Origin of the sequence: Filimonas zeae, from assembly GCF_014641615.1 — a bacterium.
GTDB lineage: Bacteria > Bacteroidota > Bacteroidia > Chitinophagales > Chitinophagaceae > Filimonas > Filimonas zeae.
The window spans coordinates 57,947-84,889 of sequence record NZ_BMIB01000003.1 but is presented as its reverse complement, the minus strand read 5'-3'; the positions used below and the strand labels follow the sequence as shown (position 1 = coordinate 84,889).

Genomic DNA, 26,943 nt, shown 5'->3' with positions numbered 1-26,943 from the left:
ATTACGCCAAACTGATCAAAGCAGCCAGCAGGTCTTCCGGTGCCAGCTCTATCGCATGCGGTGTACCCGGAACAATTGCCAGGCGGGCATTGGATAAACGCTGATATACTGCCAGCGTTTCTTCCATCGTAACCATCTTATCCCTGTCACCACGCATCACCGTTACCGGCACGGTAATCTCCGCATAGTCCTCTTCCTGTAACGGATTGTGTTGCCCCATTGCCTGCAGCATATCTGCCGTGCGCGCCAGCACCTGCTTCCAGTCGTTCGGCGCATGCATCTTCTCCAGCGTTGCCGCAAAGGCAGGTACTTTAGCCAGTAAAGTATCCGGCTGCAACAACGCAGTTTCTTTCTGCGCCACTGCTGCATCCCAATAAAATTTGGTACCCAGCGTAACCACCCGCTTCACCAGGTGTGGCTGGTGCCTGGCCAGATACATAGCCACATAACCGCCCATGCTGTAACCTGCAATGGTTACCGGTGCCAGTGAGTACTGCACTATGTAATCCGCTATAAACTTTGCAAAAAACGGAATGGAAAAAGGTTCGTCCGGCATGGCTACCCCGCCATGCCCGGGAAAAGGCGGTGTGTATACAGCATATTTATCTTCCAGTATATCAGCAATCGTTTGCAACTGTACAGGCGCACCTATAGCGCCATGCAGCAATAGTAACGGCATTTTCATGCAAGGGAAGATACGTTACTTTATACTTTAGGCAACCGGATTCTGTAACCTGGGCTTGTACAGAAACTGCAGATACAATACCGCCACAACCGTAAGTGCAGTACAGATATAGAAAATAAACGGTATCATACTATAGTCGCTGATAAACAGCCAGCCCGCCAGCAAAGCGCCGGAACCAATACCCGCCTCCAGCGAAATATACATGGTAGCCATTGCCTTTCCCCGTTGTCCGGGATCGCTCAGGTCGGCTGTCCATGCCGTAGCAGCGGGCGACAACATACCCGTGGCAATACCATATACTGTACTGGCCGCCATCAGCAACGCGGAGTTTTTAGCCATCGCAATCATCAGCGTAGCCAAAGCCAGCAAACACAGCGAAATACCTATTACAATAGTACGGCCATAACGGTCCGAGGCCTTGCCTGCCACAAACCGTATCAATAATGAAGACATTGTAAACACCACAAAAAACAGCCCTTTGTTCGCTGTACCCAGGTGTGCACTCCAGTCTGCAATTACTGTTAATATAGCACCATAGGTGATATAACTGAGAAAGATGATAATCACGGCCGGCAACACCCGCATATCAAAAATATCTTTACGATGAATACGCAGGTGCGACAACTGAAAACGTTGCTTATCAGGCAACGTATCCTTCATGTTCGCCAGTATTACAATAGACAGTAAGGCAAACAGTGAGGAACAGTAAAACAAAATATTGATGGAATAATACGCCGTAATAGCACTACCGATAGCAGGCCCTATAGCCAGCCCGGTACTGAAACATACACCATGAATACCCATAGCCTCGCCCCATTTTTCTGCAGGCACCAGATCTGCCACATAAGCTGCCGTAGCCGTAGGTTTAAACCCGGTTGAAAAACCATGCGCCAGGCGCAGCAGCAGAAACCCCACTACGGTGGTAAGCAGCGGATACAAAAAACCACACACAAAACACACCAGCGAACCCACCGCCATTACCGGCACGCGCCCGATGGTATCGGTAAGCTTGCCGCTGAAAGGGCGCGATATGCCTGCTGTAAGCGTAAACAAGGCAATAATTAACCCTTTGTACTCCGCCCCACCCATACTGGTTAAATAAGCCGGAAGCTCAGGAATCAACATATTAAAGCTGGCTGAGAAAAGAAAGGAGCTTGCACACACGAGTCCAAACTGCAGGTTATAAATGCTCTTAGGCGCCGTAGTATCCACTGTAATTACCTTTTGAAATGCGGAACGAAAGTACAACATTGTAAAAGAACCGTAGCTTTACGCCCATGTCAAACAATCAGTCATCTCCTTATTACATCTTTACAGAAGAAATCCGCCTTAACTGGAAAGAAAACGGCATCCGCATGGTAAAAGTGGCCGAAATGGAAACCGGCGGCGATATCAGATTCTACGAACTCACGCCCGATCCCGAATTTATTTTAACCGACGATACCGTGTACTCCATTGATTCGGAGGATATAACAGAACTGAGCGAGCCCGTTCCCCATGCAAAATTTGTGGTACACGAGGTGCATCTGGACTTTGAGGACGAATAATTGCCGCTATTTTTCCGGTTTTGCTGAAAATTTATTCAACTAATTCTTGGATAATGCATTACAGATCATTACTTTTGCATCCGCTTCGGCAAACAAGTCTTGGTAGCTCAGCTGGATAGAGCAACTGCCTTCTAAGCAGTAGGTCATTGGTTCGAATCCAATCCGGGACACACAGAAAGAGGAAAATTGTTGAAAAACAGTTTTCCTCTTTTCATTTTACGCGTGCTGGAGTTTTGGCATATAGCTTTTGATCTACGCTCTTTTGAAAGCTCACGCATTTGCAGGCCCAACTTTCCGGGCATTTCTACCAACTCGCCGATCGTTTCCGCCAACCTTCTGGCCATTTCAGACAATTCTCCGGAACGTTCAGGCAACTCTCCGGGCAAATCAGACAACTCTCTGAAATGCTCAGGCAACTTTCTGGTTATTTCAGGCAACTCTCCGGAATGCTCCGCCAACTCTCCGGACAAATCAGAGAGTTGGAGAAAAGGCCGGTAGGACTCTCCGACCACTCCGGAGAGTTGTCCGGGCAAATGGGAGAGCTTTCTGAGCGTTTCCGCCAGCTCGCCGGAGAAAAAATAAAGTGGTATTTTTCCCTGATTCATAAACAGAACCTGATTGTAAGGCACCTGTTTATAATTTAGGATCAAAACCATTCTGGCAACTATAAACGGTCAGAGCAACACTCACTCCCTTTCAAATCCAATCTCTTACTTTTTAGGACTGCAAAACAAGCGTTTTTAAACCATCCCCAAACTTTTCAACCCGATCCGATCAAAACTATAAATACGTTATTTTAGTTATTCATTATAACAACATGAAACGCCTTATTTGCTTTTTATTCACCCTGGTTCCTTGTTTAGTCTTAGCCCAGGGCGAGGTTACATTATTGTATGAAATGCCCGATTTGAAAGGCATTCCCATCAGGAAAGTAAAGGTTGAGAATGTATTTGGCGAAACCACAGTTTCCAAATTCGATGATTCTTCCCGGGTAATTGAAGCCCAAAGCTATTGCAAAGAAAAGGGCTGGTATGACCGTCGAACCTATACCTATACCACGCAAGACAGCATCCGGATTATACGCGAAACCGAGTTACGTAATAATGAAAAAATCAGATACTTCACCCGGGAATAGCGCAATCACTATAATAAAGAAAAGAAACTGGTCAAATCAGAGGAATTCATTGAAACCAGCCTACATCGCTTACGCTGCGTAGTTGATAGCAATTTCCAGTATGTAAACGGGAATCTTTATTCCTTCACCAACTTTACTTATTCATCAAATGCCCCCATCAGATACTTTATTAATATACACAGTTACACCCCTGATGGTAAACTTGCAAACATCACCAGCCAGGATAGTGAAAATAAGATTAGCGGCACCAGAACTTATGTGTACAATGGTCGAGGCCAATTAGTAGAATCAGCCTGGATAGACGTAGACACAACCTGCGACAATCGCACCTTTTACGACAAACATGACAAAAAGGGGCTTTGGCGGGAGAAGTACCCGATAGACAAACAAGGGCGTAAGTGGATTACCCGCCGTACCATTAGTTACCACTAGCCATTCTGGATTTCAGGTATGGCGCAGTCTTGCTGCCTGAAGCTTTCAGGATATCTTCCGGCTTCCCCTGTGCAACAATAGTTCCCCCTTCATTACCAGCACCGGGCCCCATATCAATAATCCAGTCACACTGTGCAAGCACATCCATATCATGTTCCACAACCACAACTGTATGCCCGGCATCTACCAATCTGTTAAGTTGCAGCAACAGCCTTTCAACATCAGAAGGGTGCAAACCTGTTGTAGGTTCATCCAACACATAAAGCGTACTTCCACGTTGTTTGCCCTGAAGTTCGGTTGCCAGTTTTATCCTCTGGGCTTCTCCGCCAGAAAGCTCTGTCGCCGATTGGCCTAAGCGAAGATATCCAAGCCCAACTTCCCTGATTACTTGCAAACTATCCCTGATCACGTCCTCTCCCTCAAAAAATGCCCAGGCTTCATCCACACTCATTTTCAGAATCTCAGAGATATCCTTATCCCGATAGCGCACCTGCAACGTTTCAGCATTATACCTCGATCCACCACAGGCCGGGCATGGTGAATAAACACTCGGAAGAAACAGCAACTCCACCATAACCTGGCCTTCCCCTTTGCAATGGGGGCACCTGCCTTTGGCAACATTAAAAGAAAACCGCCCCGCATCATATTTCCGGCTCTTTGCGAGTGATGTTTTGGCAAACAAGGAACGGACATAATCAAAAAGTCCGGTATAAGTTGCCAGGTTCGAACGGGGTGTACGCCCGATAGGTTTCTGGTCTACAACAACCAGCCTGGTTATAAGCTCCTGCCCTGATATTATTTTCCCCTCAACGGGTAACTCTTCAGCACTGTGCAGCACCTCTTCAGTTGCATCATCATGCTCCACCTCTGCCGGACTACCTAAGTACTCCCGCATGAGTTGCACCAGCGCCCGGCTGACGAGACTGCTTTTCCCCGATCCGGAAACTCCTGAAACAGCCGTAAAAACACCTATCGGAAAAGAGGCTTCCACATCTTTCAGATTATTGGTTTGAACTACTGCCAGCTTCAACCAACCTTTCGGTTTTCTTTGCCCCTGGGCTAATGGGGATTTCTGGTACAGGTATTTCGCTGTAAGTGATGTTGGAACGTTTTTCAACCCATCAGCGGGACCGCTATACAGAATTTCTCCACCGGACTCACCAGCTGCCGGACCAACGTCTACAATCCAGTCCGCCTGAGCAATAACATCAATCTCATGCTCCACAACAAACACCGTATTTCCCGCCACCCTCAGCTTTTGCAGTGCATTCATTAAGGCGCGTGTGTCAGCCGGGTGCAGACCAGCTGACGGCTCATCCAGAACGTAAACAACACCAAAAAGATGGGATTGCACCTGGGTAGCCAACCGCAGCCGCTGCAATTCACCGGGAGACAATGTAGGCGTACTTCTATCCAGCGCCAGGTATCCCAGCCCCAGATCCTGGATAACCTGTAACCGGGCAATCAGTTCATTCGCAATCCGGAACGTTACCACACACTTTCCATCCTGTATCGGATCACGAGAAGGATCAGACTGATAAGCCAGGACATTAGCAATTTCCAGCAGCCTTGCGAGGGGCAAACTACTTATCTCTGCAATATCCAGCCCTGCTACTTTAACAAGCAGAGAGGCTGCACGAAGCTTTTTACCTTCGCAAAGCGGACATCTGACGCTGAGCATATACTGGGCGGCCCTCTTTTTCATCTGGGCACTCTGCGAATTAGCGAACGTGTGCATTACATGCCGGCGGGCACTGGTAAACGTGCCCATGTAGTCTGGCTGACGCTTCTGTAGTATTGCTTTTTGGGTTTCTTTAAGGCTGAGGCCCGGATAAACCGGCACTTCGGGTTGTTCTTCCGTAAACAGAATCCAGTCTCTCGTTTGCTGGGGCAGGTCTTTCCAGGGCACATCCACATCATAGCCCATACTTGTGAGAATATCCCGCTGATTCTGCCCGCCCCACGCGGTTGGCCAGGCAGCAATAGCCCGCTCCCGGATTGAAAGAGAAGCATCAGGCACCATAGAATCTTCTGTTACGGAATAAACCTTTCCCAGTCCATGACATTCCGGACAGGCCCCTTCCGGGGTATTTGAAGAAAAGCCTTCTGCGTAAATAATTCCCAGACCGTCCGGGTAATTTCCGGCTCTGGAATAAAGCATTCTCAGCAAATTGGAAATGGTGGTAACGCTGCCCACGGTTGAGCGTGTGTTAGCCGCCCCCCTGCCCTGCTGTAAAGCCACCGCAGGAGGCAAGCCATGAATCTGATCAACTTCGGGTACAGACATTTGATTAAACAGCCGGCGCGCATAAGGAGAAACCGATTCAAGATAACGCCGTTGCGCCTCAGCATACAACGTTCCAAATGCCAACGAAGATTTCCCCGAGCCTGACACACCTGTAAAAACAACCAATGCATCTCTGGGCACCAGCAGGTCAACATTTTTCAGATTGTGCGTTCTCGCGCCCCTTACTTCTACATATCCGCTGAAATCATCTCCCTTATGTTTCTCCATAATTCAACACAGTTTCGTGGCACAAAACTAAACGAACGCAATGGTTGTTAGCAGCTTTTCTGTACCCGGCCATATTATCAGGTGGTATCAGATGAAAGTACATAATATCGCAGTCAGCATTCTGATAAACAGGTGCTGTAATGGCCAGCATCACTCCGCCTGTCTTTTTGTATACACAAATCAGTCTGAAATCCACAATATCCTTTTTAAACACCGCCATCTCTGTTGCAGGCAGAACAACTTTCCCGGACTTATCTTCAGCTACTAAGAACATTACCCACCAAATTCGTGTTGATTGTAAACGTACCCGGGGAGAAAACTCAGAGTCTTTTATGTAAGTATTACAGCACATCCGGCGAGTACACTCCCCCTTTACGTAAGTCTTACATCACACCTGGAGAGTACATTCATAGCCTTGTGTAAGTCTTACAACGCACGCGGGCAGTACGCTCATACCCTTATGTAAGTCTTACACCGCACCCCGGGAGTACTCTCATGCCTTTATGTAAGTCTTACAGCGCACCCGGGCAGTACACTCATACCCTTATGTAAGTCTTACACCGCACCCCGGCAGTACACTCATACCCTTATGTAAGTCTTACAACGTTCCCGGGGAGTACAATCATACCCTTATGTAAGTCCTACAGCGCACCCGGGGAGTACTATCATAGCCTTATGTAAGTCTTACACCGCACGCGGGGAGTACTGTCATAGCCTTATGTAAGTCTTACATCGCACCCGGGGAGTACAATCATAGCCTTATGTAAGTCCTACAGCGCACCCGGGGAGTACTGTCATACCCTTATGTAAGTCTTACACCGCTCCCGCGTAGTACAATCATACCCTTATGTAAGTACTGCAGCGCACTCGCGGAGTATGCTCACAGACTTATGCAAATTTCACCACTATAACAGGGAAAGATCTGATAACCCTTGCAACAGCATGCCTGCCTCTGGATATTTGATGCCAGGTATCAGGCGCTAATAAGGCGTTACTGGCGCAGTAAAGTTTTTAATAAAGTAAACACCTGCAGGCCGGTAATACATGGCAACCTGAACCCATTCATTCCCTTATCTAAATCTATTCAGGTATCCCCTGCACTAACCATCCCTGATCTTCTTTGGTAAATCCTTCTTTAATATCCCCACTTATTTCAGCCACATCAATCTCAGGAAACTCAAATGCAGCGGGGTAAAAACACCCATCCTCCGCACAGGCCTCCCTTGCTTTACTGATGCAATTTTCAACAAAGCTTTTAACCTCCGTTGCCATTTCAAAGTAGTCTATCGCCTTTCCAAACTCCGCCAGGTATTCTATTTTGTCCTGCCCATCAAAAGCCAACTCTTTATCCTCATCTCCGGCAACAATTATTACTCTGGTTTCCAGTTGCAGGTTACCATTATTCTGCTTCAAATCAATGGAAAATAACATATCAGGCATGGGGAACATCTCTTCGGGATTAGACACTCCCTTGCGTATAGCTTTCCGGTTATCGGTTTTTCTATTAATAATATACATAGTGTACGGTTGAAAGATGTGGTGTAATATGTGTATGAAGTAGGTTACTGTTCTTTAAAAGAGAAAAACATCTGCATACGCTTCATAAAAATTTCAGTAATCAGATCGTTTAATGCAGACTCTTTCTGCGTTTCCGGACTCAACTCAATGGTTCCGTCCGCAGTTACTTCCTCCAGGGTACAGATTTCTTCCAGCGTTTGTTTGCATTTAAAAGCAGCTTCCCGTATAAGGTGGTCGCAGTTGCCGTTATCAATCAGATCGCCGAAGCTCTCATAAGGCGATAAGTCTACCGCAAAAATATTCATAAACCCTCCTGCAAAGGTTTCAAAATGGCTTCGGAGTACACCATTAACCGGATCAGAAAGATCCTTTTCCAGCACCTCCTGATAAGTGCCGGCATACATCATAAAAACAAATACATAAAATTCTTCGGGAGTACCTTCCCAGGGTTGCTGCCATTGACTGAGCAGATCAATCATTTGCGTACGGATGTCGGAGTTTGATTCCATAAGGTTCCAATATTTATAGGATTAAAATACAATTCATACCAGCGTTAGCCGGATGCTGTTTATCATAAATATTGGATACGAAAAATCACTCAACACGAACCATGCAGGAACTAAAGATATTCCATTTAGTAAACAAAATGAAGTAACTGCCTGCAACATTCTGTTAAAACAACCTGAATTTATCGCCGCCTCATCATCCTTATCTGTTTGTTGGTGGGTTCCAATTGTTCAAACTGGATGGCAAAAAAGGATGCGGAAAAACGGGAGTTAGCAGAGAATGCAGCTCGTGGACAAATATATCGTGACTCTATGGATGCCATAAGAAAAGCCGAAGAGCGTGGCTGGGCATACAGGAAAAAGGAGGATCCCATGACATCAGACACTACGTACACAGCTTTCCGGCATTCTGACGAAAGTGTAATCACCGGCGGGCATTGGGAAGACAAATCAGGCACTACAGCTACTACCACAACAGAAACAGTGCAAAACAGGCAGCGATATAGCAATAAAACTGTGGTGGGGCGTATGTTGAACGGCCCTAAAAGCAAAACAACTACTAATACAACTGTTACTTCCAGCAATGGCCGTGAATGGGTTTCCAGTAAAGGCTATATGACGATATTGTTAACCAGGAACGCAAACGAGCCAACAAAAGCAATCATATATTGTACCTCTGGAGAATACAATGTTAACTTCAGCCGGGTACGCTTCCGCTTCGACAAAAACAAGCCGGTTACATTTGATATAACCCCCTATAGTTACGACAGTAACGAAACCAATGGTTTTATCATTGACGATACCAGCAAATTCATATCGCTGCTGAAAGAGGCATCAACCCTATTACTGGAAGACAACGGAGGAAAGCAGAAGATTATATTTACTTTCCAGGTAGGTGGGCTTACATGGGAACAATAAAACGGGTCTGATAACCGGTAAGGTGCTACATTCCAATCGTTGAAGGGAAAACATTCTGGAAATTTCCGCAGGCAGGTGAAATTCTGCATTTTTGCGGCATGAACATATACACCACCCCAGGAAATGTTACTATCAGTTGTCATAAGCGGGCTATGCCTTATCTGGAACAGGAAGTAAAAGAGCTTGGTTTTGACCTGATGGAAACTTTTGTTACCGGTGTTAAGTTAAAAGCAACGGTGAACGAATGTATCAGGCTTAACCTGAACCTCCGTTGTGCCAGCCAGGTACTGTACAGCCTTCAATCGTTTGAGGCATATAATGCTGATGACGTATATAATAACCTGATCCACTATCCCTGGGAAAACATCTTACCCGATGGAGGGTACTTTTCCATAACCAGCAATGTTAGCAACGACAGCATTAACAACAACATGTACGCTAACCTGCGCGTAAAGGATGCCATTATAGACAGGCTGCGCGACAAAAAAGGAACACGCCCTTCCACAGGCGCTGCTTTAACAGGTGCTGTAATTCATTTGTTTTGGAAAAACGAGAACGCTGAAGTGTTTATAGATACCTCGGGCGATTCACTGGCCCGTCATGGATACCGTAAAATACCCGGTCAGGCGCCGATGCTGGAATCACTGGCCGCGGCCACTATTTATGCTTCGCGCTGGAACAGGGTAAGCGCTTTTGTAAACCCCATGTGTGGTTCTGGTACTATTGCTATTGAAGCTGCCATGATTGCCACAAACCGCAGACCCGGCTTATTCAGAACCAACTATGCTTTTATGCACCTGCGGGGTTATGATGAGCAGGTATACCTGCAGGAAGACGCCCGGTTGGAAGAGCAGATTAAAGAAGTGCCGGGACTTCGTATTATAGCTACCGATTACAGCGCCAAAGCTATTGAAAACGCCCGCAAGAATGCAGTGGCGGCCGGCGTGGGCAACCTGATAGAATTTGCCGTTTGTGATTTTGCAGATACAACGGTACCCCCAAATGTACCCGGTGTATTTTTTGTGAATCCTGAATACGGAGCGAGGTTGGGAGAAATAGAAGAGCTGGAAAAAACATATAGCCGGATAGGTGATTTTATGAAACAAAAATGTGGCGGTTACTTTGGCTATGTATTTACCGGCAACCTTGAACTTGCCAAGAAGATAGGCCTGAAAGCAACACGACGTATAGAGTTTTATAACAGTACTATTGACTGCCGCCTGCTGGAATATGAGTTGTACAGTGGCACCCGTTCCATACCCAAAGAAATAGTTACACCACCTGCTAATTAGTGATCTGATCAGAAGATAGCATTTATATTTAAGTGTCCGGCAGCTGTAGCGCCGGACACTTAAATATAAAAAGGTCTACAACTTAATTACCCGGGTAGATAACACACCCGTTTTTGTTTGCATGCCCACCACATAGGTGCCTGCAGGCAGTTTTACTGCATTAATATCAATATTGGTTTTAAAATCACCTGCTGCCAGTTTACCCAGCCGCTTCTGAAATACCACCTGCCCCTGCATGCCGGAAATAGTAAAAGTATAATCAGCCGCTTGCGGCACCTTCACCCGAACAGCCAGCGTTCCTCCCTGTATGGGGTTGGGGTTAATCTGTAGTTCAGGGGTAACAGCAGCTTTTGCTGTGGCCAGAGCAGCCATTACCGTACCGGGTGTAAGCCCGGGGCCTGCATAGGCTATAGAAGGCGCAGGTGGCGTAGCCATACCATTGCCCAGGAAGTAATCAAGATGATGCGATTGCATATAGCCTTTAATAGTCATACAATTGCGGTAGGCCGGGTTATGCGCCAGGGTATATAACCGGGTACTGGTAGGTACGTTGGTGGTAAAAATAACCAGCTGCGAAAAATCAGCATTGGTAACAATCACCTCTTCGCGCCAATCGCCCAGTATATCACCATAAAACATAGGCGCACCACGATCGCTGCCCGTAGCCCCATCAAAATTCCACATGGTTACCAACCTGGAAAAAGTGGATGTGGTGTAATTCCATTTCTCAATTTTTTCGTCGTTCAGGTTTTCACTCAGCAAATCACCATCCCACCACAATCTGAAATTGGGATAAGGCCGCGCCGGATCATCTGTTAATTTGGTGTTTGTGGGGCCATTATATACGCCACCAAAAGACCACACTTCAAAACCGTTATAACGGGGATCAATATCACCCGCTGCCCCGCGGCCTACATCAGCTACCGCACCAATATGTTTCCATAGAATAGCGCCGGTATTGGCATCGTAGTAATATTCCTGCAAACCGCTGGGGTTATCCTGCTGCACAGCATACCCCTGCATTCCTGCCCGGTTAGGGTCCAGCTTGCCAATATGCGTTCTATCGCCATGTACCACGCCCTGGCCAGCCAGCGAATACCGCAGCGTACCGTTACTGTTAAGGCAAAAACCGATTTCACAAATTTCATCCGTGCCATTACCGTCTACATCAATAATACGTATCTGGTGCCCGTCAGGCGCCGCAGAGGAGCCACGAAGCCATTTCCATTGCACAGTGGTGGTGCTTCCATTGTAACGAAACGCACAGATCATCATATTGAAAGAGCCATCTGCGTTACGGTTTTTGAATTTGCCTATGATGCTGGGGTTGGTACCATTCAGGTAACCAATGCCCAGGTTGCAAGCCAGAGGGCCTACGCTGCTGTAATCCTGTGGAATGGTAACATAACTTTTTAACGCACCTGTTTGCCCGTCCAGCACCGCCATCCATTGGCGGGTATTGCTGCTGTTAGTCCAGGTATTACCATCGCCAAAACGTACCCCGTTAGCGATTTTAGTAATTACCTCTGCCTTGCCATCCTGATCCAGATCATACACCGTTACGCCATCCCAATGCCCAACATCTATAGTGGCTGCACCGGGCGAAATATTGTTCATATTTACACTGTTGGGGCCATAATCCACATCCCAGAGAAAAGTGCCATCACGCTTGTAAGCTTCAATACGGCAGCCGCCTCCGTTATAATCCAGGCGGTCTACAATATAGTCATACTCACCATCGCCATCCAGATCTCCCACCCACGCAAAATGAATGGCCGGGCCGGGACGCAGCGGCACGGTAAAACATGGCTTGTCTGCTGCATTGGCAGCCAGGCGGAATGTACTGCTGGCCGCCTGTTCCACCCCGCTTATCACGGGCCGTACATAGTACACGTTCTGTTGGGTAAGGTTGGCAGAATTGTCTGTAAAATTAGTTCCACCCGTAAGTACGGCGCTGTTTAACTTAACAGCTGTTCCCCCGTTTGCAGAGCGGTACAGATTAAAACCGATGCCGGAAGGGTCCAGCGCCAGCAAACGCCAGCTGACGAATACATTATTCCCGGTTCTTACCGCCACTACGCCCCGGTTAAGCCGTTCCATTATGCGTTGCGCCTGAACGCAACAGACAATTGAAAAGAAAAGAAAGATAGAAAGAAGTACTGTTTTTTTCATATGATAATCGTTAATTGGTGACAAGCGTTATAACGCAATCATAGGTTTCGGATAACAGGTAGACTTCTGAAAAAAGAAAATGTGGGGGTAGTTAGCAGAAAAAAAATAATGTAACCGGAGGGCAGTAATTACTTACCTGCCGCCAGCGCTGTAACCGCCTGCATAAACCATGCGGCATGCGGTATCCACTGCTCGGTCCAGCGCCATTCATTGCCGGCTGCTTCCTGTTTATAATCAATACCGCTGCCATCAGCATAGCCATCTTTGCCGGTAATGCCGTTGGAGATACCGCCTTTCTCAGAACCATGGCCATACATAGAAGCCATGTAAGGCACATTGCTTGTGCCAAAACCATATAGAAAACACATAGAGTAAGGGTTGCTGCCCAATATCCAATCCAACTGCCGGGTTGCCAGTGCAGTCAGAGAATCCCTTTTCTGTTTATCGGCAGGCTGGTTATATACCAGTTGTGCGCCTGTAAGCAAAGCGGTAGCAACAGAACCCAGCCGTGCGTTCTCCCCCTGCCACCACCAGCCCGATTCATTTTCATGGGGAATAAAAAAGCCATTCCTTATCTGATTCTGCAAGGCAAATGTCTGGCGGGCATACCCGAAAGGATTGCTTACCTCGTAGGTTACGTTTAACTGGTAATTGAGCCAGCCGCGGATGGTGTTGAGTGCGGCATTGCCATAAGCAGTGTCTGTTTCTATGGCGAGGTAGCGGCTTAGAGCCACTACGGGTAGCCCGGCATCAGACGCATGCCAGAAAGGACGGCTGCCCTCATTGGCAATAAAATACCCTTCAGGGTCCAGGCGGTGTGCAAGGTTACCGGCCCGCCTGCGTGCTTCTTTCTGATAAAGTGCTTCACCGGTGGCCCTCCATAATTCAGTGGCTGCCATTAATGCGCAATAATCATCCAGTATATTCTCCCGGCCATCGTCGGCATATTTCGTGTTGTTCACCAGCAGGTGTGCAAAGGCGCGGCGGGCGGCAGCGAGGTATTGCGCAGCAGTTGCTTCGCCATGCTTTTTCCAGCGCGATACCCTGGCCAGCGCAGCTATAGCCATTCCGCCGCCTTCGCGGAAAGCACACTGGTAATCTGCGGTAGTAACACTATTGGCCAGTAACCCCACAATACGGCGGGCAGCGGGGTCTTTTTTGAAGTAGCTGAACACCGTCATGTAAAAATACCCCTCAGGGGATAGTGAACGCATCAGATAGTCGGCGCCCCACAAAGCTTCCTGTTCCAGCGAATCTTTTACTTTTAGCGTAGTCAACAATTGCGGTGCAGTTTCTACCGTATTAATCATAGACCAGGTAACCAGCGGTATCTGCTGCGGCAGCATAAAATTGGTGTAGGCCAGATGTGAAAAGTATTTACTGATATCGCCCGAGGCATCGCACCAGCCCCCGCGAATGTCCACCCTTTTATTACTGCCAAACAACAGCATGTTGCTATCCGCTGCCTGTTCCTGCGGCGTATTGGCCCGCTGTTTACGGTAATAATGGATAATGGAAGGTATGGTAAGGCTGGCCAGTGCCTTATCAGCAATCTGAAAAGGGGGCGATAAACAGGGCGCACCACGCAACGATACAAGCAACCGGTATACACCGGGCTGCCGTACGGCAGAAAAATCAGCCTGATAGTAATAATCTCCCGGCGCCCACTCCCCTACCTGCTGCCCTTTGCCAAGCTTACCGCTGAACACAATTGCCTGCGAGGCTTCCCGTCTGATGAAAAAAGAAGCAGTATCTGCATTGCGGTTATCCGTTTGCACAATGGCTGTTTTGCACGCCTGAGCATCCCAGCCCACCTGGTTAACATGCACCTGATGCCGGGCAGGCTTATCAGCTGCCCAGAAAAGCGCATTCCGGAATAATGTGGTATAAGCCGTGTTGTTGAAAAGCTCAGGAGCGTGCCCCATAAAAATATAAACATTGCGGGCGGGCCATGCCGGGTTGCTCCACACTACCGGGTGATCTCCCATTTTTATTTTTGAATCGGGCTGGTAGGTTGCTTCATCTACACTGGCCAGCACCCGTACCTGCGCACGCGGGCTTTTGTTCCAGGTATACCACTCCTCTTTATCAATTACAAAAGAACGCGGCACACCCTTCATTACCGGATGTGCGGTGTCTTCAACATTTACCTTACCCGATGCAAAACCGGGAATATAATTTTCAAAGCGGATGCCACCCATAAAGTCAGAAAACCAGGGCCACATAGCATAACCATCAAACGCTCCCAGCAACGTTGCATGGTGAAAGCCAATCCAGCCTCCTTTACCCTTTTCTATATACTGTTCAAATGCCTTAACGGCTTTTTCCGGCCAGGTATAAGGCGGATAATCCAGCTGTAGAAAAACCTGAAAACGGGATAAATAGTCATCGGTAATCAGGTTGGCACTGTTAATATACTCAATAGCAAAACTGCTATCAGCTGCCAGCTTATCCAGCCATATACGGGCTGCTCTGGAATAAGCAAGGTGGTGCCCTCCGTTTTCATACAAAGCCAGCACACGAAAACGGGGATTGGCCGGTTGGCCCAAACCATTAAAGCGCCATAAACAGGCAATCAGCGCCAGGAAAATACACCCGGTTAATTTTTTCATGAACAAACTTTTAAAGGTGCCGGAAAGCCAATAATAAAACGCCAAACGCACCGGTGGTGAACGCATGCGCTGTGAATGTACATGCCGGATGAGCAGGAATGATATGCCCACCCTGGCCCAGGCGCGTTAACCAGCACCAACTGCCTGATAGTGAATCTGTAAATTTACCGCTGTAGAGTTTTTGACGTAGTATACAGCGGATACAACAGTGAAATACGATTGGCATAGGGACAAATTTTTCCCCCGGTGTAATCCGCAACATAGGTTTACTTTTATCGTATGTATGAAAGGAAGATTCTACCGAACCTGAATTGCGGGCTTGACTTAATTGGCGAAGTACTTTACGGTAAATGGAAAATCCGCTTGCTCTGGTTTATCAACGAAGGCCATAAACGCCCCAGCGAATTGCAACGTAAAATTCCGGATGCCACCAGGCGGGTGTTGAATATGCAGCTGAATGAGCTGGAAGATCATGGATTAATTACCCGGGAAATTTTTCCCGTTGTACCCCCCAAAGTAGAATACAGCCTTACAGCGCTGGGCAAAACATTAATTCCTGTTATATCAGCGTTAGGAGAATGGGGAGATAGAAACGGGGAGCAACTACGCGAAGTTATTCTGAAGCGGTTTGACAAGTAACATTCCCTTTCTGCGCAGGCAGCGCCTGCCGATGAATTTATATAACATTTTTACAAATGGCTCAGCGGTGGCATAAACAACCACCGCCTTCGTTTCAGCCATAACGATTGCCCTATTTAGTGAGTAAAACACCGGGTAAGCGCAAACCATCCTCACTTTCCAGTACCTTAAGCATCCCTTTTTGTAACCCGTTAGGAATAAGAGCAATTTCTGTTTGGCTAAGGGGCTGAAACAGTTCTATAAAGTCATCCTTTTCGTTGTAATATCCCAGAGACAATATCCACCGGCTTTGCGACAACAAAATCAGCGCTGTTTCTGTGTCTTCATCATAGTCATTCGTTTTTACAACGGCATAACTATCGTCATCACCCTCTTCAAAATGCACATCAAATGCCTTTGTTGCAGCCAGCTCTTTCAGCATATCTTGCAGAATGGCACCAGATTGTTGTTTCAACCGCTCTTCGTGTTTATTATTTTTTGCCATAGTTGCACAAAGATATTTAAACAGGCAACTTTTCAAACATTTACCATTTTAAAATACCGTCTGCTGTTTATGGCTCAAAAGCAGGAATAATATACCTGGCCAGCAGATCGAAAGCCCGCTTGGCTTTCCAGCTTCCATAATAACCCTGGGTAAAAACGACAGCAATGCCCAAACGTTCTATCAACATAATGTACTGACCGCCGTTGCCTGAGGCAAAAAGCACCTTTTCCCGATAGTTCTTTGTTCTCACTTCCTCACTATACCAGTAATAGCCATACCAGGTGGGTTGAGGAATAGCAACAGGAGACCTGCTGAACTTTAAAAACGAAAAATCGGGGATGCCAATGGGCGTATCAGTAGATTTTTCAAGCCAGGCTGCTGACACTATTCTTTTACCATTCCACAAACCTTTCTGCAACACCATTTCTCCGAATTTTACAAAATCGGACGACAGAATATAAAACGAACCGGCAGTCATGCCATGCCCGGCAGGGTCTACCGTCCACCTGTAATGTTGTATTCCCATGGGACCGAACAGATACTTTGCGGCAAAGTCCATTACAGACATATTTGCCACCCGGCTTATAATTCCGCTCAGTATCATAGGTGCACTGGAATTGTATGCCCAAACAGTACCGGGTTTATCCTTCATAGGCAGATTCAGGGAAAAGCGCACCCAATCCCCCGATGCCATCATATCTGTTTCACAGTCCTTCCCATCGTTAAACTCCTCACAGTCAAACCCCGCTTTCATCTGCAGCAAATGCTCAATAGTCATATCTTTTTTCCAGGCATTATTACCAGAGAAATCATTGTACTCCGGAAAAAAGGAATACACTTTCTGATGCACATTTTTAATAAGCCCCTTATCAAGGGCTATACCTACCAGCAAACTGGTTACAGATTTAAAAGCCGACCGGGAATCGTGCAGCGAATCTTTAGTCCACCCATTGAAATACTTTTCGTACAGCAACGTTCCATTTTTCGCAATCAGAATGCTATGAATATCGGGATGGTCTTTTTCTGCTACAACAGCCGTAAGGCTGTCCAGTAATGCAGACTTGCTTCCGTTAAGAGGTTGAGCGGTTGCGTGAATAGTCACAGGCAAAAAGAATAGAATAAAAATAAACTTATTCATCTTTTCTTTCAAATATGGCCTAAAAGCAGCAAAATGCAAAATATATTTGCCCCGTATAACATTACGGCATGAAGGTTTTAAGCGGCAAGTCTTACGCCAGCATTCCACATTTACCCGGCAGCCGTACTGGTTCCGGAGATTATCATATAAACGAAGGGCAGGCGCGTAGACTTCCTTTGCAAATTCGTTCACCATTTTAAGCAGGACGGCAAATATATGGATCAGAACATCTGGCACTGGAAGCCAGATCAGTAACAACCAGCTTATATACCTGCAGAAGTACCACCTGCAACCACAGGAACAGGCTGACTGGTTAATGCCAGTATAGCATCGTCCAGTTCTTTTTTCATAGTGGCTATGTATTGGTTACTCTCCTTTTTAAAAAGCGCTGCTTTGTTTTTATAATAATCAATGCCTTCCAGCAGATTGGTTTTGAAGGTTTGAATATATTTCAACTGTTTGGGACTAAGGCTGCAGGTTGCTTCTAAATGCTTTTTCCAGTAAGCAATATACAGGTGTAACTCATTCACAAACATATTGGGACGGTAAACAGCATTGAGCAACTGCAACCGGCCGTAAATATGACCTACCATTTCAGACAGTGTGAATACCCCTGAAAAATAGGCAAGATTAGGGCCCGGACATATGGTTACTGCTGTACTGCGGCGTGATGAAGTAATACGATCTCCTAACAACGCGGTTGCCCCCAACCCCTCACAAAGGCAGTCCTTAACCGTTATTTCCTGTAAGGCTTTTTGATAGGCCCCGGGCGACAACTCTTGTTGTTTCAGCTGTTTTATTTTTAAGTGCTGGTATTGGCGCGAGGCAGTACAGATAGGACTGTTACCAAACTCCATATCGGTAGCAAGATACTTTTTAACACACGGGCTGCCTGGCCTGCCCTTTTCAATTCTCTGCAGGCGCTGCATTTCCGAACTGCTTTTTCTAAAGTTATTAAAGGGCACCCCCAAAGGAGAAGCATCACTTATATAGTAATCATCGGGAACTGCCGTAGCCAGCTGCTGTAGCGTATCCTCATCAACATTAGTTGCTTCAGGTACCAGTAAAAAAGGACTTCCCCATCCGGTACTGTCTACAGCATAATGTTCCAATAAAAATTCATTTTCGCTAGCGGTACCAATGCCACCCTGTACCGTAATTTTTAGCGGAGGCCGCGCCGTAAAAACCGTTTGAGCTGTGGCAGCCTGTGCGGCGCAGCAAATGGCAAAAAGCTCAGTGGTTAATGCTGCTCTTTTCTCTTTAAACTCTTCCAGTATAGGGCCCAGCAACATGCCCTCTGTAGCAAAAGCATGTCCACCGCAGTTAAGGCCCGATTCTATTCTGAACTCTGATACCCAAATACCTTTTTTTGCCAGCATTTTACCCTGCACCAGGGCAGAACGGTAATCACTTACTTTTAAAATCAGTTTCTTGCGCAGCTGCCCCTTAGCATCTGGTAAAAAGTCTGAAAACTGGTCGATATAATTGTACAAACGCGGGTTGTAACCGGCAGAAAGTACTACGGAAGATTGCAGATTACTATTGGCGAAGCCACGTAAAGCCGCCAGTGCATCGGAATATTCAGAGGGTAGCGAATTACCTTCCGCATCGGTATTCTGCTTATCTACCTTAGCCATCACGTTTACATCTATGGCCCCTGCCACAACAGCCTCACGTAAACATTGCTGCAACCGCTGCTTTTCTGCCCCCGGTGGCAAAGCAGTCATTTTCACAAACTGTTGTTTCAACTGTGTATTGTCTGGCAACAACTCAAAATATTTATCCAGTTCGTTACCAGGTTCAAATGGCAAGGCACGCAACTCAGTTATCTGCTTTTGCACCATATCGTTTACCAGGTTCAGGTAACCGGTAATACGGGCGGCCCTGAAATCAGCAGTTGCCTCTGTAATGGGCGTATAGGCCAGTCCCTGCTGCAAACAATAATATTCCCGCATTTTCTCCACCAGTTCATCATCTACTATTGAAATTACCGATGCTATGCCAAAGCGGGCTACCTTAACTGGTGTATCTATACTATAACCTAAGCCTAATACCGGAATATGAAAACTATGTACTTCGGGGGTGTGCATGAATATTTGTTTTGCAGACGCGCTGCTGATTTACCAAAAATGATTTGGACGCGAATCTCAGCCTGCAAAATGGCCTCACCTATGACAACAATCATCCTTTCACCTAATCCCGGCTACCCTATGGCAGCTTGGATGTATTAATCTACACCCCTTTTCTATCAATCCCATATACCATTCTGTGCAGTAAATATCACCGGCTCACCACCTGTTACCATAATGGTATGTTCGTGCTGGGCCACAAACCCACCTTTATTACCCACCAGCGTCCAGCCATCGGCCTGCGTTTCAGCAATGGTAGAGCGCGTAGAAATAAAGGTTTCTACAGCTACTACAGAATTCTTTTTAAAACGCGTGGTGTTGTACCTATCGCGGTAGTTGGCAATTTCATGAGGTTCCTCATGCAAGCTGCCACCGGTGCCGTGCCCTGTAAGGTTTTTTATAACCGTATATCCTGCCTTTCTGGCTTCAGTTTCAATTAAGCCCCCGATATCAGATATTCTAACGCCGCCTTTAATATTACTGATGGCCTTTCTTAATATCTCTTTGGAAGCTTGCACCAGCCTGCCGTGGCCATGAATATCCTGCCCTAATACAAAGGAACCTCCGTTATCAGCCCAAAAGCCATTCAGCTCTGCAGACACATCAATATTAACCAAATCACCTTCCTGTAATATTTTACTGGCCGAGGGTATGCCATGCCCCATTTCTTCATTCACACTAATACAGGTATAACCCGGGAAATGATAAGTTACCGCAGGAGCGGAAGAAGCGCCCATCTGAGCCAGCAAGGCACCGCCGTATTCATCCAGTTCTTTGGTACTCATGCCTGGTCTGGCATATTCCCGCATCTTCTTCAGCGTAATGGCAACAGCATCACTGGCCTGCTGCACACCTATTCTTTCGTTTTCAGTGGATATAGACATTTTGTTTCGTTTTACTGGCAGTAAAATTACCACTAAATCAGCCGCCGCAAATACCCATCAGGAATTGGGCGATATTACTGACAACAGTTTACAATCATCACACTTAAAATTGTAGCTGGCATGTAATGGTGTTTTAAGATGCCATTGCATGCCACAACCTGGGCAGAGTTTTAAACATTCATTTCCAACGTTTTTTCTATAATTATGCAGATAGTAGTAAACAGGTATACCAGTTAACTCTTCTATCTTTCTGCAGATTTTCAGGCCCTGTTTTGAAAGTTGCGATTTTAACTCCTGCATCTGATTTAAAGCCCATCGCTCGCCTACCTCACCATTCATTTGCAAAGTGTCGCATGCATTATAATTGCTCTCCCAGCTTAAAACAGGCATATAACCATAGTCGTAATACACAGGAAGTTTATACAACGGTACCGTGTTTTTACAATTGCCGCAGGTAATAGGTGAATCAATAGATAGATAATTGGTAATCAGAATATAAAAATCAGACTTTTCGCACTTACAAGCTCCTTCGTAACCATCATACACCTTGCCGGCTGTTCTGTAAAATAACTTAGCCTTACAAAAAGCTTCCACCCGCTCCGCATATTCATTTACATAATAGTTATTAAACTTCGTGTCAAGAGCGTCTTTTTCCAGCGTAAAAGGCAGGCTTACAATTCTCCCACCCTCGATGTACCGGGATTCTATTCTTCCCTGCGTTTGGCCACTACTGCGGTAAGCATACATCAGGTTCATAAATTCTTCCACCGCATCATCTTTATCTACGTCAGCCTGTATGTTTATTGATATTTCCTGTATATACATGTTGGTATTCTACTCCCATTAAATGCTTAATCCTTTAGCAGATACAATCTTAAGAAATAAAAAACAACCCGCCAGCACAGTTTGGACCAATTTTAGCGCAGAAGGGGTCGCTTCAAAATCCAATCCTTATGTCACAACACGCAATTGAAGACCTGATTGAAGACACCGTGCATCTGATAGATGCCGCTACCCTACCCGATGCAGCCAAACGCGATTATCTGGCAGCGCTTTATGGCATTCAGTACTATTACGATACCTCGTACACCCATTTTAGGGTAATGCCCATTCTGCTGAAACATGGATTTGTATATCGTCTTCCCTTAGATACCTACCCGGCGCATACCACTAAAAAGGTAACAATACCCGGATGGCTGGAAGATGAAACAACCGGCGAACTGGCCCGTATAGAACAGGAGGAAGACGGTACTTTTATATATGTAGATGCTGGTAGCACCAGCTGGAAGATACTTTGTGAAAAAGGTATATTGCCCGGCGATGCCTGCAACGCCGTAATACCTATAACACGCCTGGTTTACCATCTGGCACAGGAAGCCGAAAAACAGGCGCAGCAAACCTTACTTACCCAATGGTACGGCCTGCTGGTAAACGGATACCTTCAAGGTACCCTTGGCGAGGCAGAAGGACTTAGCAGCAACCTGTATGACCTGATAACACATAAAGACCTGCTGCAGCTACGCACCATTGCCCAGCGCAATAATGTAAAACGCAACCGCGATATAGACGAAGACCTGAGGCTACCTGTATTATCTGAAGAAGCTAAAATGGCGGACACACCAGATAAAGAATATGCAGCCCGCTTTCTGCTGGACCTGAAAAAAACACCCGATGCCATAAAAGCCGCCTACGAAAAAGCCGCTAAAGCCAGACTGGCCAATGCAGGCGTGAAAGACCAGCTAATCAACGTTCAGTTAAATACCAGCCTGTCACAAGCCGGTTGGACCGCTATTGCCGGGGCAGAAAAAAACCAATGGAGCTGGTATAAAGATGAGCCAGCCGGCCGCAAATTTATATGGGTGGTATATGAAGCACAAGACAAGATGCTGATGTGCCATCTGGGCATGCAACACCGGCTGTTACTCAACTGGCAGCAACGCCAGGCAGATACTGTTCTGGCACACCTGCATTTTACTCAGATGACCATTGCCTCGCTACCCCAGGACAGGCAGGAGGATAAGAAATTTATGCACGATTACGGGGGCTGGAAGTTTGACATTGCCAAACCCGCAAAAACATTACAAAGCCAGATAGACCGCCTGACAGAAGATATAGGAATAGCAGAGAATACCTACTTTACCTGGCTGAATAAAGAATTTCCGGAAGCATTCTTTAACCGCAATCCGGAACGCCTGGTACATCTGGCAGAAGAAGGCGAAGACGACAGTGGCATAGTTCCCGACTACACGCTGTTTAACAGCTTTTATTCCATCCAGTTAAGTTTTATATACCATTACCACACACAGGGTAACGCTGCAAAAGCCAACACCCTCATCAGTAATATCCGCGAAAGACTAAACAACAAACAAAGGAAGTCTGTGTATGAAACAAAATGTCTGGAACCTTTCCTGCAACAGTATGAAAAGAACGCATCAGCCACTCCAATGCCCCTACTGCACCATCATTTGCTGTTACAGGCGTTGAGAAAGGAAGAATAGGAGTTCTGCTGTAACGTAACTTCCCACAAACCGGGCACGTTGGACTCTCAAATCGCACCTCCGGTAGCTGGTGAAATGGCAGAATGCCTTCTGTTCCTATTTATTCTGCCATACTTCAACAATCTGTCGCCTGCCCATACATGTAAGCAGAATTCCATTTCGCCCCCAGTTACTGGACGACATCTCCTTTATAGCAGATGCATGAAAAACACTAATCCATAAACAACTTTTATTATTACTGCTTATTTTGCACGTACTGTTGTAGAAAACAATTGCAGCAGCACGTTTATTAATGAGCACTGTAGCACTCCCCACCGACTGGCAAACAGCACCCATGCCCAATGAAAAGGTAGAACTGGACTACCAGAGAGCTTTTTCTGCACAGGAGTTTGAACAGATCCGGCAGGGCTTTATTCCAATGGAAATGGAAGACAAATGGTTTATCTATTGCGATAACAACACTCTAAACTTTCACAGAAGCTGGACAGGACACCATATCTTTCAGGTAACATTGGTAGTACAGCCCGACAATAGCTGCACCACTACACGGTTAACCATTAACAGAAACCAGCAGCAATACAAACAGGATAACAATAACTACGATATAGCAACTGTTGATTTTTTGATTAACCGGCTACTGCTGGGTAAAGAAGTGCCCTTTACTTTTCCGGAATCAATGCCCGAAACAGCAAAGGCGATATACCAACATAGCATGGTAGGCTATGCCACAACAGCTTCCGCATATAACACTCCGCCTTCAAAAATCGCTGCGCTTTCTGTAGAACAAAGACTTTTAGGCTGCCTGGTGGGTGGCGCTATAGGTGATGCATGGGGAAGCAGTTATGAAGGCCAGAGTAATGTATCTTCTGTACAACTGGAACAGATACGGGGCATAACAGACGATACGCAGTTAACACTTGCCACCTGCGAAGCCATACTGGCATCAAAATCGGTATCGCCACAGACGATTGCCGCCAGAATGCTGGCCTGGTATAATAACCGTAAACTTACCGGACTGGGAGCCAGCACCCTGAAAGCACTGAGAGATTTGCAGGTAGGCGCCCATTGGGGACTTTCAGGTCGCTCTGGGGAATATGCTGCCGGTAACGGTGCTGCCATGAGAATAGCACCACTCGCCTTTTTTACAGATCCGCATACAGATCAAACCCTGATACGCGATATCTGTTGTATCACTCATAAAAACGATGAAGCATATGCCGGATGCCTTGCTGTGCTTCATGCCATAGACGCCATCCGTAAAGATATCTGGTTTCCGGACCTCACTCTTTCAGGCCTGATAGTATCTGTAATTCCAGATACAGCTGTACGCGATAACATAGTAAAACTGTATGAAAACCCGGCACTAAGCATTGCACGGGCAGCACAGTTGGTTGGCTGCTCCGGCCATGTAATAGAGTCGGTACCCTTTGCCATATTTGCTGCCGGAAAAATAAAAGAGAAAAGTGCAGAAGAAATATATACAGAAATTATTCTTTGCGGTGGAGATACAGATACAAATGCCTCAATAGCAGGCAATATTATGGGGGCTTTTATAGGCTTGCAGGGCTTTTCGCCTGCAATACTTGCGGCTTTTGAAAAAATAAAGGAAAGCACGTACATCCTTCAGACCGGGAAAGAATTAGCAGGCTTTGTGAAGGGTTAGTTGTTTGCACAACTTGCTGCAACACTTAGGGTTAATGACATAAATAAAAAAGGAACCCGAAACCGGATTCCTTACAACCAAAAGGTGAACATTCTATTTTTTTGCAAACACCATGTAAGAATAAGCGGTATTAGCTGATCTGGCAGTTATAGCCTGCTTAGTAATATTTTGTTGATAAGCGGCATTCATGGTCATTACCAGCGTATCACTGCTAATGCCTTTAAAAATACGATACTTATATCCGCTGGCCATAGTAGGCACGGTAGTAGGGTTAGCATTGGAACCAGACGCATCAGGAACAGTAACCAATCCGCCACCCGGAAAATAAATAGAATCAGTACCCACTGCCTTGTAATTGTTCTCTCCGTTAGAGTTAGACAGGTTGTAGGTGAAAGGCACATCAAACGACAAGTCATTGTCCAGGGAGCCATTTTCATAAATCGATGTCGTAAGCGTGCCTGATGACTTGTAGGAAAAGTCTATCGTATTGGCTTTTTCGTTGCTAAAGCGCAGCACTCCTCCCACCTCACTGGTTGCCATATCAGCTTTGGTAATAAAACGGTAGGTAACACCCCCCTGAGCAATAGTAGCATCTGAAGTGGCAGTGAATTCACCAATACACCCCTATTTACTTCCCGCGCTATCCTCATACACCGGCCCATACATACCAGGCACTTTATTACCGGTGGCACGTAAATAAACAATCATCTCCCCGCGGTGATGATAAATATGATTAAACAAAAAGCTACGCGCCACAATACCACGCGGCATAGGCCCCAGCACCACACGCTCACCTACCTTCATAGTCCAGTCTTCTGTAAGGTTTTCCTCTTTCAGCCCCTGTAAGGCAGTTCTGGCCAGCGCTACGTTTTTCTCAAACAATGCCAGCGTGGCTTTAATATCATCGGGGCTGCCGCGTTCCAGCGAGTCTGCAGCCATATCGTATACGGTTTTGGTAAGCGTGCCTACGTACCAGTAGTAGATAGTGGCAATGTGCTGCGCCAGTTCGCCCATTGTCCAGGATACGGGAGATGGCTTGTATAGAATGTCTTTTTCCGGAACAGCTTCCAATAGTTTACGGGTGCTGGCTACTTCGTACTCAAACTCGGTTAATAAGGCTTGTAAAATCATGGTTAGAATTTTTTGTGTTGAAAGTTTTTAAAGCAACTCTTATAAATACTCCGTAAGCAAATGATTGTTTTAAAGGTAATTCTATCGCAAACACAATACCCTTAAAATCCGGGCACGTTACCTCCAACAGATTTACCCAGGCTTATGCATATGAAACCACCTGGTTACTGCCAGCTACCAGCGAAACAGAAATATTTTTGCGTAGCCAATTGACTACACTTACATTTGTAGCCAAATAACTACACAATGAATCTGAGACGAGATGTATTTCAGGCAATAGCAGATCCCACACGCCGGGCTATTCTGCTGCTGTTGGCGTCGCAGGCAATGACCGCCGGCGCTATCGCCGCTAATTTTGATACTGCCAGACCTACAGTTTCAAAGCACCTGCAGATTCTTACTGAATGCGAACTGCTGAAACAGGAGCAAAATGGCCGGGAGGTGCATTACCAGTTAAATCCTCATAAAATGAAGGAGATAGCAGACTTTATTGAACCTTTTCGTCAGATGTGGGACGACCGGTTTAATAAACTGGAAGACATTATGCAGAAATACAAATCATAACCAAACCATATGGAAAAGAAAACAAAAGTACAAGCCGGAGAAGGCAGACAGGATATACTGATTACCAGGGAGTTTGACCTGCCTGTGGAGCTGCTTTTTAAAGCCTACACCCAACCGGAAATTGTAGCAGAATGGATGGGTACCAAAGTAGTAAAACTGGAAAACAAAAAACACGGCAGCTGGCAGTTTGAAACCTCAGACCCGCAGGGGAATGTGGTTTTTACCGCAGCAGGTACCATACACGATATAATACCCAATGAAAAAATAGTACGCACTTTTCAGATGGCGGCACCCGGTTTTGACGCACAACTGGAGTTTCTGGAATTTGAGGCGCTCACCGCCAGTACCAGCAAACTCAACATGCTTATTGTGTATAAATCGGTAGCGCACCGCGATCAGCAGTTGCGCCTTCCCTTTGCCATGGGCCTTAACATGGCACATGAACGTTTACAAACCATTGCCAGCCGTTTACAATAATCCG

General features: G+C 46.3%; 25 protein-coding genes and 1 tRNA gene. 10 read left to right on the top strand and 16 right to left on the bottom strand.

The annotated features are described in order from the left end of the window. Position 1: 1 nt before the first annotated feature. Both IEY13_RS13335 and IEY13_RS13330 read right to left on the bottom strand, forming a co-directional pair. Entirely contained in the window at positions 2-685 is a 684-nt protein-coding gene (locus tag IEY13_RS13335) for an alpha/beta fold hydrolase (protein ID WP_188952876.1), read from the bottom strand. Between the two features lie 27 nt (positions 686-712). Continuing rightward, complete coding sequence (locus IEY13_RS13330; RefSeq protein ID WP_188952874.1) at positions 713-1,936, bottom strand: MFS transporter; 1,224 nt, start codon at positions 1,934-1,936, stop codon at positions 713-715. 26 nt (positions 1,937-1,962) lie between these two features. Here IEY13_RS13330 and IEY13_RS13325 point away from each other — a divergent pair, with 26 nt between their 5' ends. Together IEY13_RS13325 and IEY13_RS13320 are read left to right on the top strand one after the other, a co-directional pair. Next, positions 1,963-2,232 carry a hypothetical protein gene (locus tag IEY13_RS13325; RefSeq protein ID WP_188952872.1) on the top strand — a complete coding sequence of 90 codons (270 nt, stop codon included), beginning with the start codon at positions 1,963-1,965 and terminating at the stop codon, positions 2,230-2,232. 96 nt (positions 2,233-2,328) lie between these two features. After that, positions 2,329-2,402 (top strand) — tRNA-Arg (locus tag IEY13_RS13320). On the opposite strand, the gene IEY13_RS13315 is transcribed toward IEY13_RS13320, so the two are convergent. Then, positions 2,376-2,837, bottom strand: coding sequence for a hypothetical protein (locus tag IEY13_RS13315; RefSeq protein WP_188952871.1), 462 nt, complete (start codon positions 2,835-2,837; stop codon positions 2,376-2,378). The genes IEY13_RS13320 and IEY13_RS13315 overlap by 27 nt on opposite strands. 212 nt (positions 2,838-3,049) lie before the next feature. Between IEY13_RS13315 and IEY13_RS13310 the strand changes: the two genes are divergently transcribed. Then, the gene (locus IEY13_RS13310; RefSeq protein ID WP_188952869.1) at positions 3,050-3,367 is read left to right on the top strand and encodes a hypothetical protein; all 318 of its coding nucleotides are present in this window, start codon (positions 3,050-3,052) and stop codon (positions 3,365-3,367) included. Between the two features lie 418 nt (positions 3,368-3,785). Here IEY13_RS13310 and IEY13_RS13305 read toward each other — a convergent pair whose 3' ends face one another. The 4 genes from IEY13_RS13305 to IEY13_RS13290 form a co-directional block, all read right to left on the bottom strand. Then, positions 3,786-6,314 carry an excinuclease ABC subunit UvrA gene (locus IEY13_RS13305; RefSeq protein ID WP_188952867.1) on the bottom strand — a complete coding sequence of 843 codons (2,529 nt, stop codon included), beginning with the start codon at positions 6,312-6,314 and terminating at the stop codon, positions 3,786-3,788. Then, positions 6,301-6,588, bottom strand: a complete 288-nt coding sequence (locus tag IEY13_RS13300; protein ID WP_188952865.1) for a hypothetical protein — start codon at positions 6,586-6,588, stop codon at positions 6,301-6,303. Before IEY13_RS13300 ends, IEY13_RS13305 begins: the two co-directional genes overlap by 14 nt. An 806-nt stretch (positions 6,589-7,394) precedes the next feature. Further along, positions 7,395-7,832, bottom strand: a complete 438-nt coding sequence (locus IEY13_RS13295; protein ID WP_188952862.1) for a hypothetical protein — start codon at positions 7,830-7,832, stop codon at positions 7,395-7,397. Positions 7,833-7,876: 44 nt separating this feature from the next. Then, on the bottom strand, positions 7,877-8,341 hold the full coding sequence (locus IEY13_RS13290; protein WP_188952860.1) for a hypothetical protein: 465 nt from the start codon (positions 8,339-8,341) through the stop codon (positions 7,877-7,879). Positions 8,342-8,578: 237 nt separating this feature from the next. On the opposite strand from IEY13_RS13290, the gene IEY13_RS13285 reads away from it, so the two are divergent. Both IEY13_RS13285 and IEY13_RS13280 read left to right on the top strand, forming a co-directional pair. Further along, positions 8,579-9,256 (top strand): hypothetical protein, encoded by a 678-nt coding sequence (locus IEY13_RS13285; protein WP_188952858.1) that lies wholly within the window; start codon positions 8,579-8,581, stop codon positions 9,254-9,256. A gap of 98 nt (positions 9,257-9,354) precedes the next feature. Next, the gene (locus IEY13_RS13280; RefSeq protein ID WP_188952856.1) at positions 9,355-10,548 is read left to right on the top strand and encodes a THUMP domain-containing class I SAM-dependent RNA methyltransferase; all 1,194 of its coding nucleotides are present in this window, start codon (positions 9,355-9,357) and stop codon (positions 10,546-10,548) included. Between the two features lie 75 nt (positions 10,549-10,623). Here the strand turns inward: IEY13_RS13280 and IEY13_RS13275 are convergent, their stop codons facing one another. Further along, positions 10,624-12,720, bottom strand: coding sequence for a rhamnogalacturonan lyase family protein (locus IEY13_RS13275; protein WP_188952854.1), 2,097 nt, complete (start codon positions 12,718-12,720; stop codon positions 10,624-10,626). Between the two features lie 128 nt (positions 12,721-12,848). Then, entirely contained in the window at positions 12,849-15,332 is a 2,484-nt protein-coding gene (locus tag IEY13_RS13270) for a ThuA domain-containing protein (protein WP_229687855.1), read from the bottom strand. A gap of 279 nt (positions 15,333-15,611) precedes the next feature. Between IEY13_RS13270 and IEY13_RS13265 the strand changes: the two genes are divergently transcribed. Next, positions 15,612-15,971, top strand: coding sequence for a winged helix-turn-helix transcriptional regulator (locus IEY13_RS13265; RefSeq protein ID WP_188952852.1), 360 nt, complete (start codon positions 15,612-15,614; stop codon positions 15,969-15,971). A gap of 112 nt (positions 15,972-16,083) precedes the next feature. On the opposite strand, the gene IEY13_RS13260 is transcribed toward IEY13_RS13265, so the two are convergent. The 5 genes from IEY13_RS13260 to IEY13_RS13240 form a co-directional block, all read right to left on the bottom strand. Beyond that, positions 16,084-16,455, bottom strand: coding sequence for a hypothetical protein (locus IEY13_RS13260; RefSeq protein WP_188952850.1), 372 nt, complete (start codon positions 16,453-16,455; stop codon positions 16,084-16,086). 67 nt (positions 16,456-16,522) lie between these two features. Further along, the gene (locus IEY13_RS13255; RefSeq protein ID WP_188952848.1) at positions 16,523-17,593 is read right to left on the bottom strand and encodes a serine hydrolase domain-containing protein; all 1,071 of its coding nucleotides are present in this window, start codon (positions 17,591-17,593) and stop codon (positions 16,523-16,525) included. 263 nt (positions 17,594-17,856) lie between these two features. Next, complete coding sequence (locus IEY13_RS13250; protein ID WP_188952846.1) at positions 17,857-19,683, bottom strand: hypothetical protein; 1,827 nt, start codon at positions 19,681-19,683, stop codon at positions 17,857-17,859. A 158-nt stretch (positions 19,684-19,841) separates the two neighbouring features. Continuing rightward, positions 19,842-20,606 (bottom strand): type I methionyl aminopeptidase, encoded by a 765-nt coding sequence (gene map, locus IEY13_RS13245; RefSeq protein WP_188952844.1) that lies wholly within the window; start codon positions 20,604-20,606, stop codon positions 19,842-19,844. Between the two features lie 57 nt (positions 20,607-20,663). Next, complete coding sequence (locus IEY13_RS13240; RefSeq protein WP_188952842.1) at positions 20,664-21,431, bottom strand: DUF2310 family Zn-ribbon-containing protein; 768 nt, start codon at positions 21,429-21,431, stop codon at positions 20,664-20,666. A gap of 128 nt (positions 21,432-21,559) precedes the next feature. Here IEY13_RS13240 and IEY13_RS13235 point away from each other — a divergent pair, with 128 nt between their 5' ends. Together IEY13_RS13235 and IEY13_RS13230 are read left to right on the top strand one after the other, a co-directional pair. Continuing rightward, entirely contained in the window at positions 21,560-23,104 is a 1,545-nt protein-coding gene (locus IEY13_RS13235; protein ID WP_188952840.1) for a hypothetical protein, read from the top strand. A 292-nt stretch (positions 23,105-23,396) separates the two neighbouring features. After that, positions 23,397-24,767, top strand: coding sequence for an ADP-ribosylglycohydrolase family protein (locus IEY13_RS13230; protein WP_188952838.1), 1,371 nt, complete (start codon positions 23,397-23,399; stop codon positions 24,765-24,767). 93 nt (positions 24,768-24,860) lie between these two features. On the opposite strand, the gene IEY13_RS13225 is transcribed toward IEY13_RS13230, so the two are convergent. Both IEY13_RS13225 and IEY13_RS13220 read right to left on the bottom strand, forming a co-directional pair. Next, complete coding sequence (locus IEY13_RS13225; RefSeq protein WP_188952837.1) at positions 24,861-25,307, bottom strand: hypothetical protein; 447 nt, start codon at positions 25,305-25,307, stop codon at positions 24,861-24,863. An 84-nt stretch (positions 25,308-25,391) separates the two neighbouring features. Beyond that, the gene (locus IEY13_RS13220; protein WP_188952835.1) at positions 25,392-25,898 is read right to left on the bottom strand and encodes a DinB family protein; all 507 of its coding nucleotides are present in this window, start codon (positions 25,896-25,898) and stop codon (positions 25,392-25,394) included. Positions 25,899-26,144: 246 nt separating this feature from the next. On the opposite strand from IEY13_RS13220, the gene IEY13_RS13215 reads away from it, so the two are divergent. Both IEY13_RS13215 and IEY13_RS13210 read left to right on the top strand, forming a co-directional pair. After that, entirely contained in the window at positions 26,145-26,462 is a 318-nt protein-coding gene (locus IEY13_RS13215) for an ArsR/SmtB family transcription factor (protein WP_188952833.1), read from the top strand. A 9-nt stretch (positions 26,463-26,471) separates the two neighbouring features. Next, positions 26,472-26,939 (top strand): SRPBCC domain-containing protein, encoded by a 468-nt coding sequence (locus IEY13_RS13210; RefSeq protein ID WP_188952831.1) that lies wholly within the window; start codon positions 26,472-26,474, stop codon positions 26,937-26,939. The last annotated feature ends 4 nt before the right edge of the window (positions 26,940-26,943 follow it).

Bases quoted from the DNA above. Each gene is read 5' to 3' on its own strand.
- IEY13_RS13335 (WP_188952876.1), bottom strand. From the start codon at position 685: ATGAAAATGCCGTTACTATTGCTGCATGGCGCTATAGGTGCGCCTGTA.
- IEY13_RS13330 (WP_188952874.1), bottom strand. From the start codon at position 1,936: ATGTTGTACTTTCGTTCCGCATTTCAAAAGGTAATTACAGTGGATACT.
- IEY13_RS13325 (WP_188952872.1), top strand. From the start codon at position 1,963: ATGTCAAACAATCAGTCATCTCCTTATTACATCTTTACAGAAGAAATC.
- IEY13_RS13315 (WP_188952871.1), bottom strand. From the start codon at position 2,837: ATGAATCAGGGAAAAATACCACTTTATTTTTTCTCCGGCGAGCTGGCG.
- IEY13_RS13310 (WP_188952869.1), top strand. From the start codon at position 3,050: ATGAAACGCCTTATTTGCTTTTTATTCACCCTGGTTCCTTGTTTAGTC.
- IEY13_RS13305 (WP_188952867.1), bottom strand. From the start codon at position 6,314: ATGGAGAAACATAAGGGAGATGATTTCAGCGGATATGTAGAAGTAAGG.
- IEY13_RS13300 (WP_188952865.1), bottom strand. From the start codon at position 6,588: ATGTTCTTAGTAGCTGAAGATAAGTCCGGGAAAGTTGTTCTGCCTGCA.
- IEY13_RS13295 (WP_188952862.1), bottom strand. From the start codon at position 7,832: ATGTATATTATTAATAGAAAAACCGATAACCGGAAAGCTATACGCAAG.
- IEY13_RS13290 (WP_188952860.1), bottom strand. From the start codon at position 8,341: ATGGAATCAAACTCCGACATCCGTACGCAAATGATTGATCTGCTCAGT.
- IEY13_RS13285 (WP_188952858.1), top strand. From the start codon at position 8,579: ATGGCAAAAAAGGATGCGGAAAAACGGGAGTTAGCAGAGAATGCAGCT.
- IEY13_RS13280 (WP_188952856.1), top strand. From the start codon at position 9,355: ATGAACATATACACCACCCCAGGAAATGTTACTATCAGTTGTCATAAG.
- IEY13_RS13275 (WP_188952854.1), bottom strand. From the start codon at position 12,720: ATGAAAAAAACAGTACTTCTTTCTATCTTTCTTTTCTTTTCAATTGTC.
- IEY13_RS13270 (WP_229687855.1), bottom strand. From the start codon at position 15,332: ATGAAAAAATTAACCGGGTGTATTTTCCTGGCGCTGATTGCCTGTTTA.
- IEY13_RS13265 (WP_188952852.1), top strand. From the start codon at position 15,612: ATGTATGAAAGGAAGATTCTACCGAACCTGAATTGCGGGCTTGACTTA.
- IEY13_RS13260 (WP_188952850.1), bottom strand. From the start codon at position 16,455: ATGGCAAAAAATAATAAACACGAAGAGCGGTTGAAACAACAATCTGGT.
- IEY13_RS13255 (WP_188952848.1), bottom strand. From the start codon at position 17,593: ATGAATAAGTTTATTTTTATTCTATTCTTTTTGCCTGTGACTATTCAC.
- IEY13_RS13250 (WP_188952846.1), bottom strand. From the start codon at position 19,683: ATGCACACCCCCGAAGTACATAGTTTTCATATTCCGGTATTAGGCTTA.
- map (WP_188952844.1), bottom strand. From the start codon at position 20,606: ATGTCTATATCCACTGAAAACGAAAGAATAGGTGTGCAGCAGGCCAGT.
- IEY13_RS13240 (WP_188952842.1), bottom strand. From the start codon at position 21,431: ATGTATATACAGGAAATATCAATAAACATACAGGCTGACGTAGATAAA.
- IEY13_RS13235 (WP_188952840.1), top strand. From the start codon at position 21,560: ATGTCACAACACGCAATTGAAGACCTGATTGAAGACACCGTGCATCTG.
- IEY13_RS13230 (WP_188952838.1), top strand. From the start codon at position 23,397: ATGAGCACTGTAGCACTCCCCACCGACTGGCAAACAGCACCCATGCCC.
- IEY13_RS13225 (WP_188952837.1), bottom strand. From the start codon at position 25,307: ATGGCAACCAGTGAGGTGGGAGGAGTGCTGCGCTTTAGCAACGAAAAA.
- IEY13_RS13220 (WP_188952835.1), bottom strand. From the start codon at position 25,898: ATGATTTTACAAGCCTTATTAACCGAGTTTGAGTACGAAGTAGCCAGC.
- IEY13_RS13215 (WP_188952833.1), top strand. From the start codon at position 26,145: ATGAATCTGAGACGAGATGTATTTCAGGCAATAGCAGATCCCACACGC.
- IEY13_RS13210 (WP_188952831.1), top strand. From the start codon at position 26,472: ATGGAAAAGAAAACAAAAGTACAAGCCGGAGAAGGCAGACAGGATATA.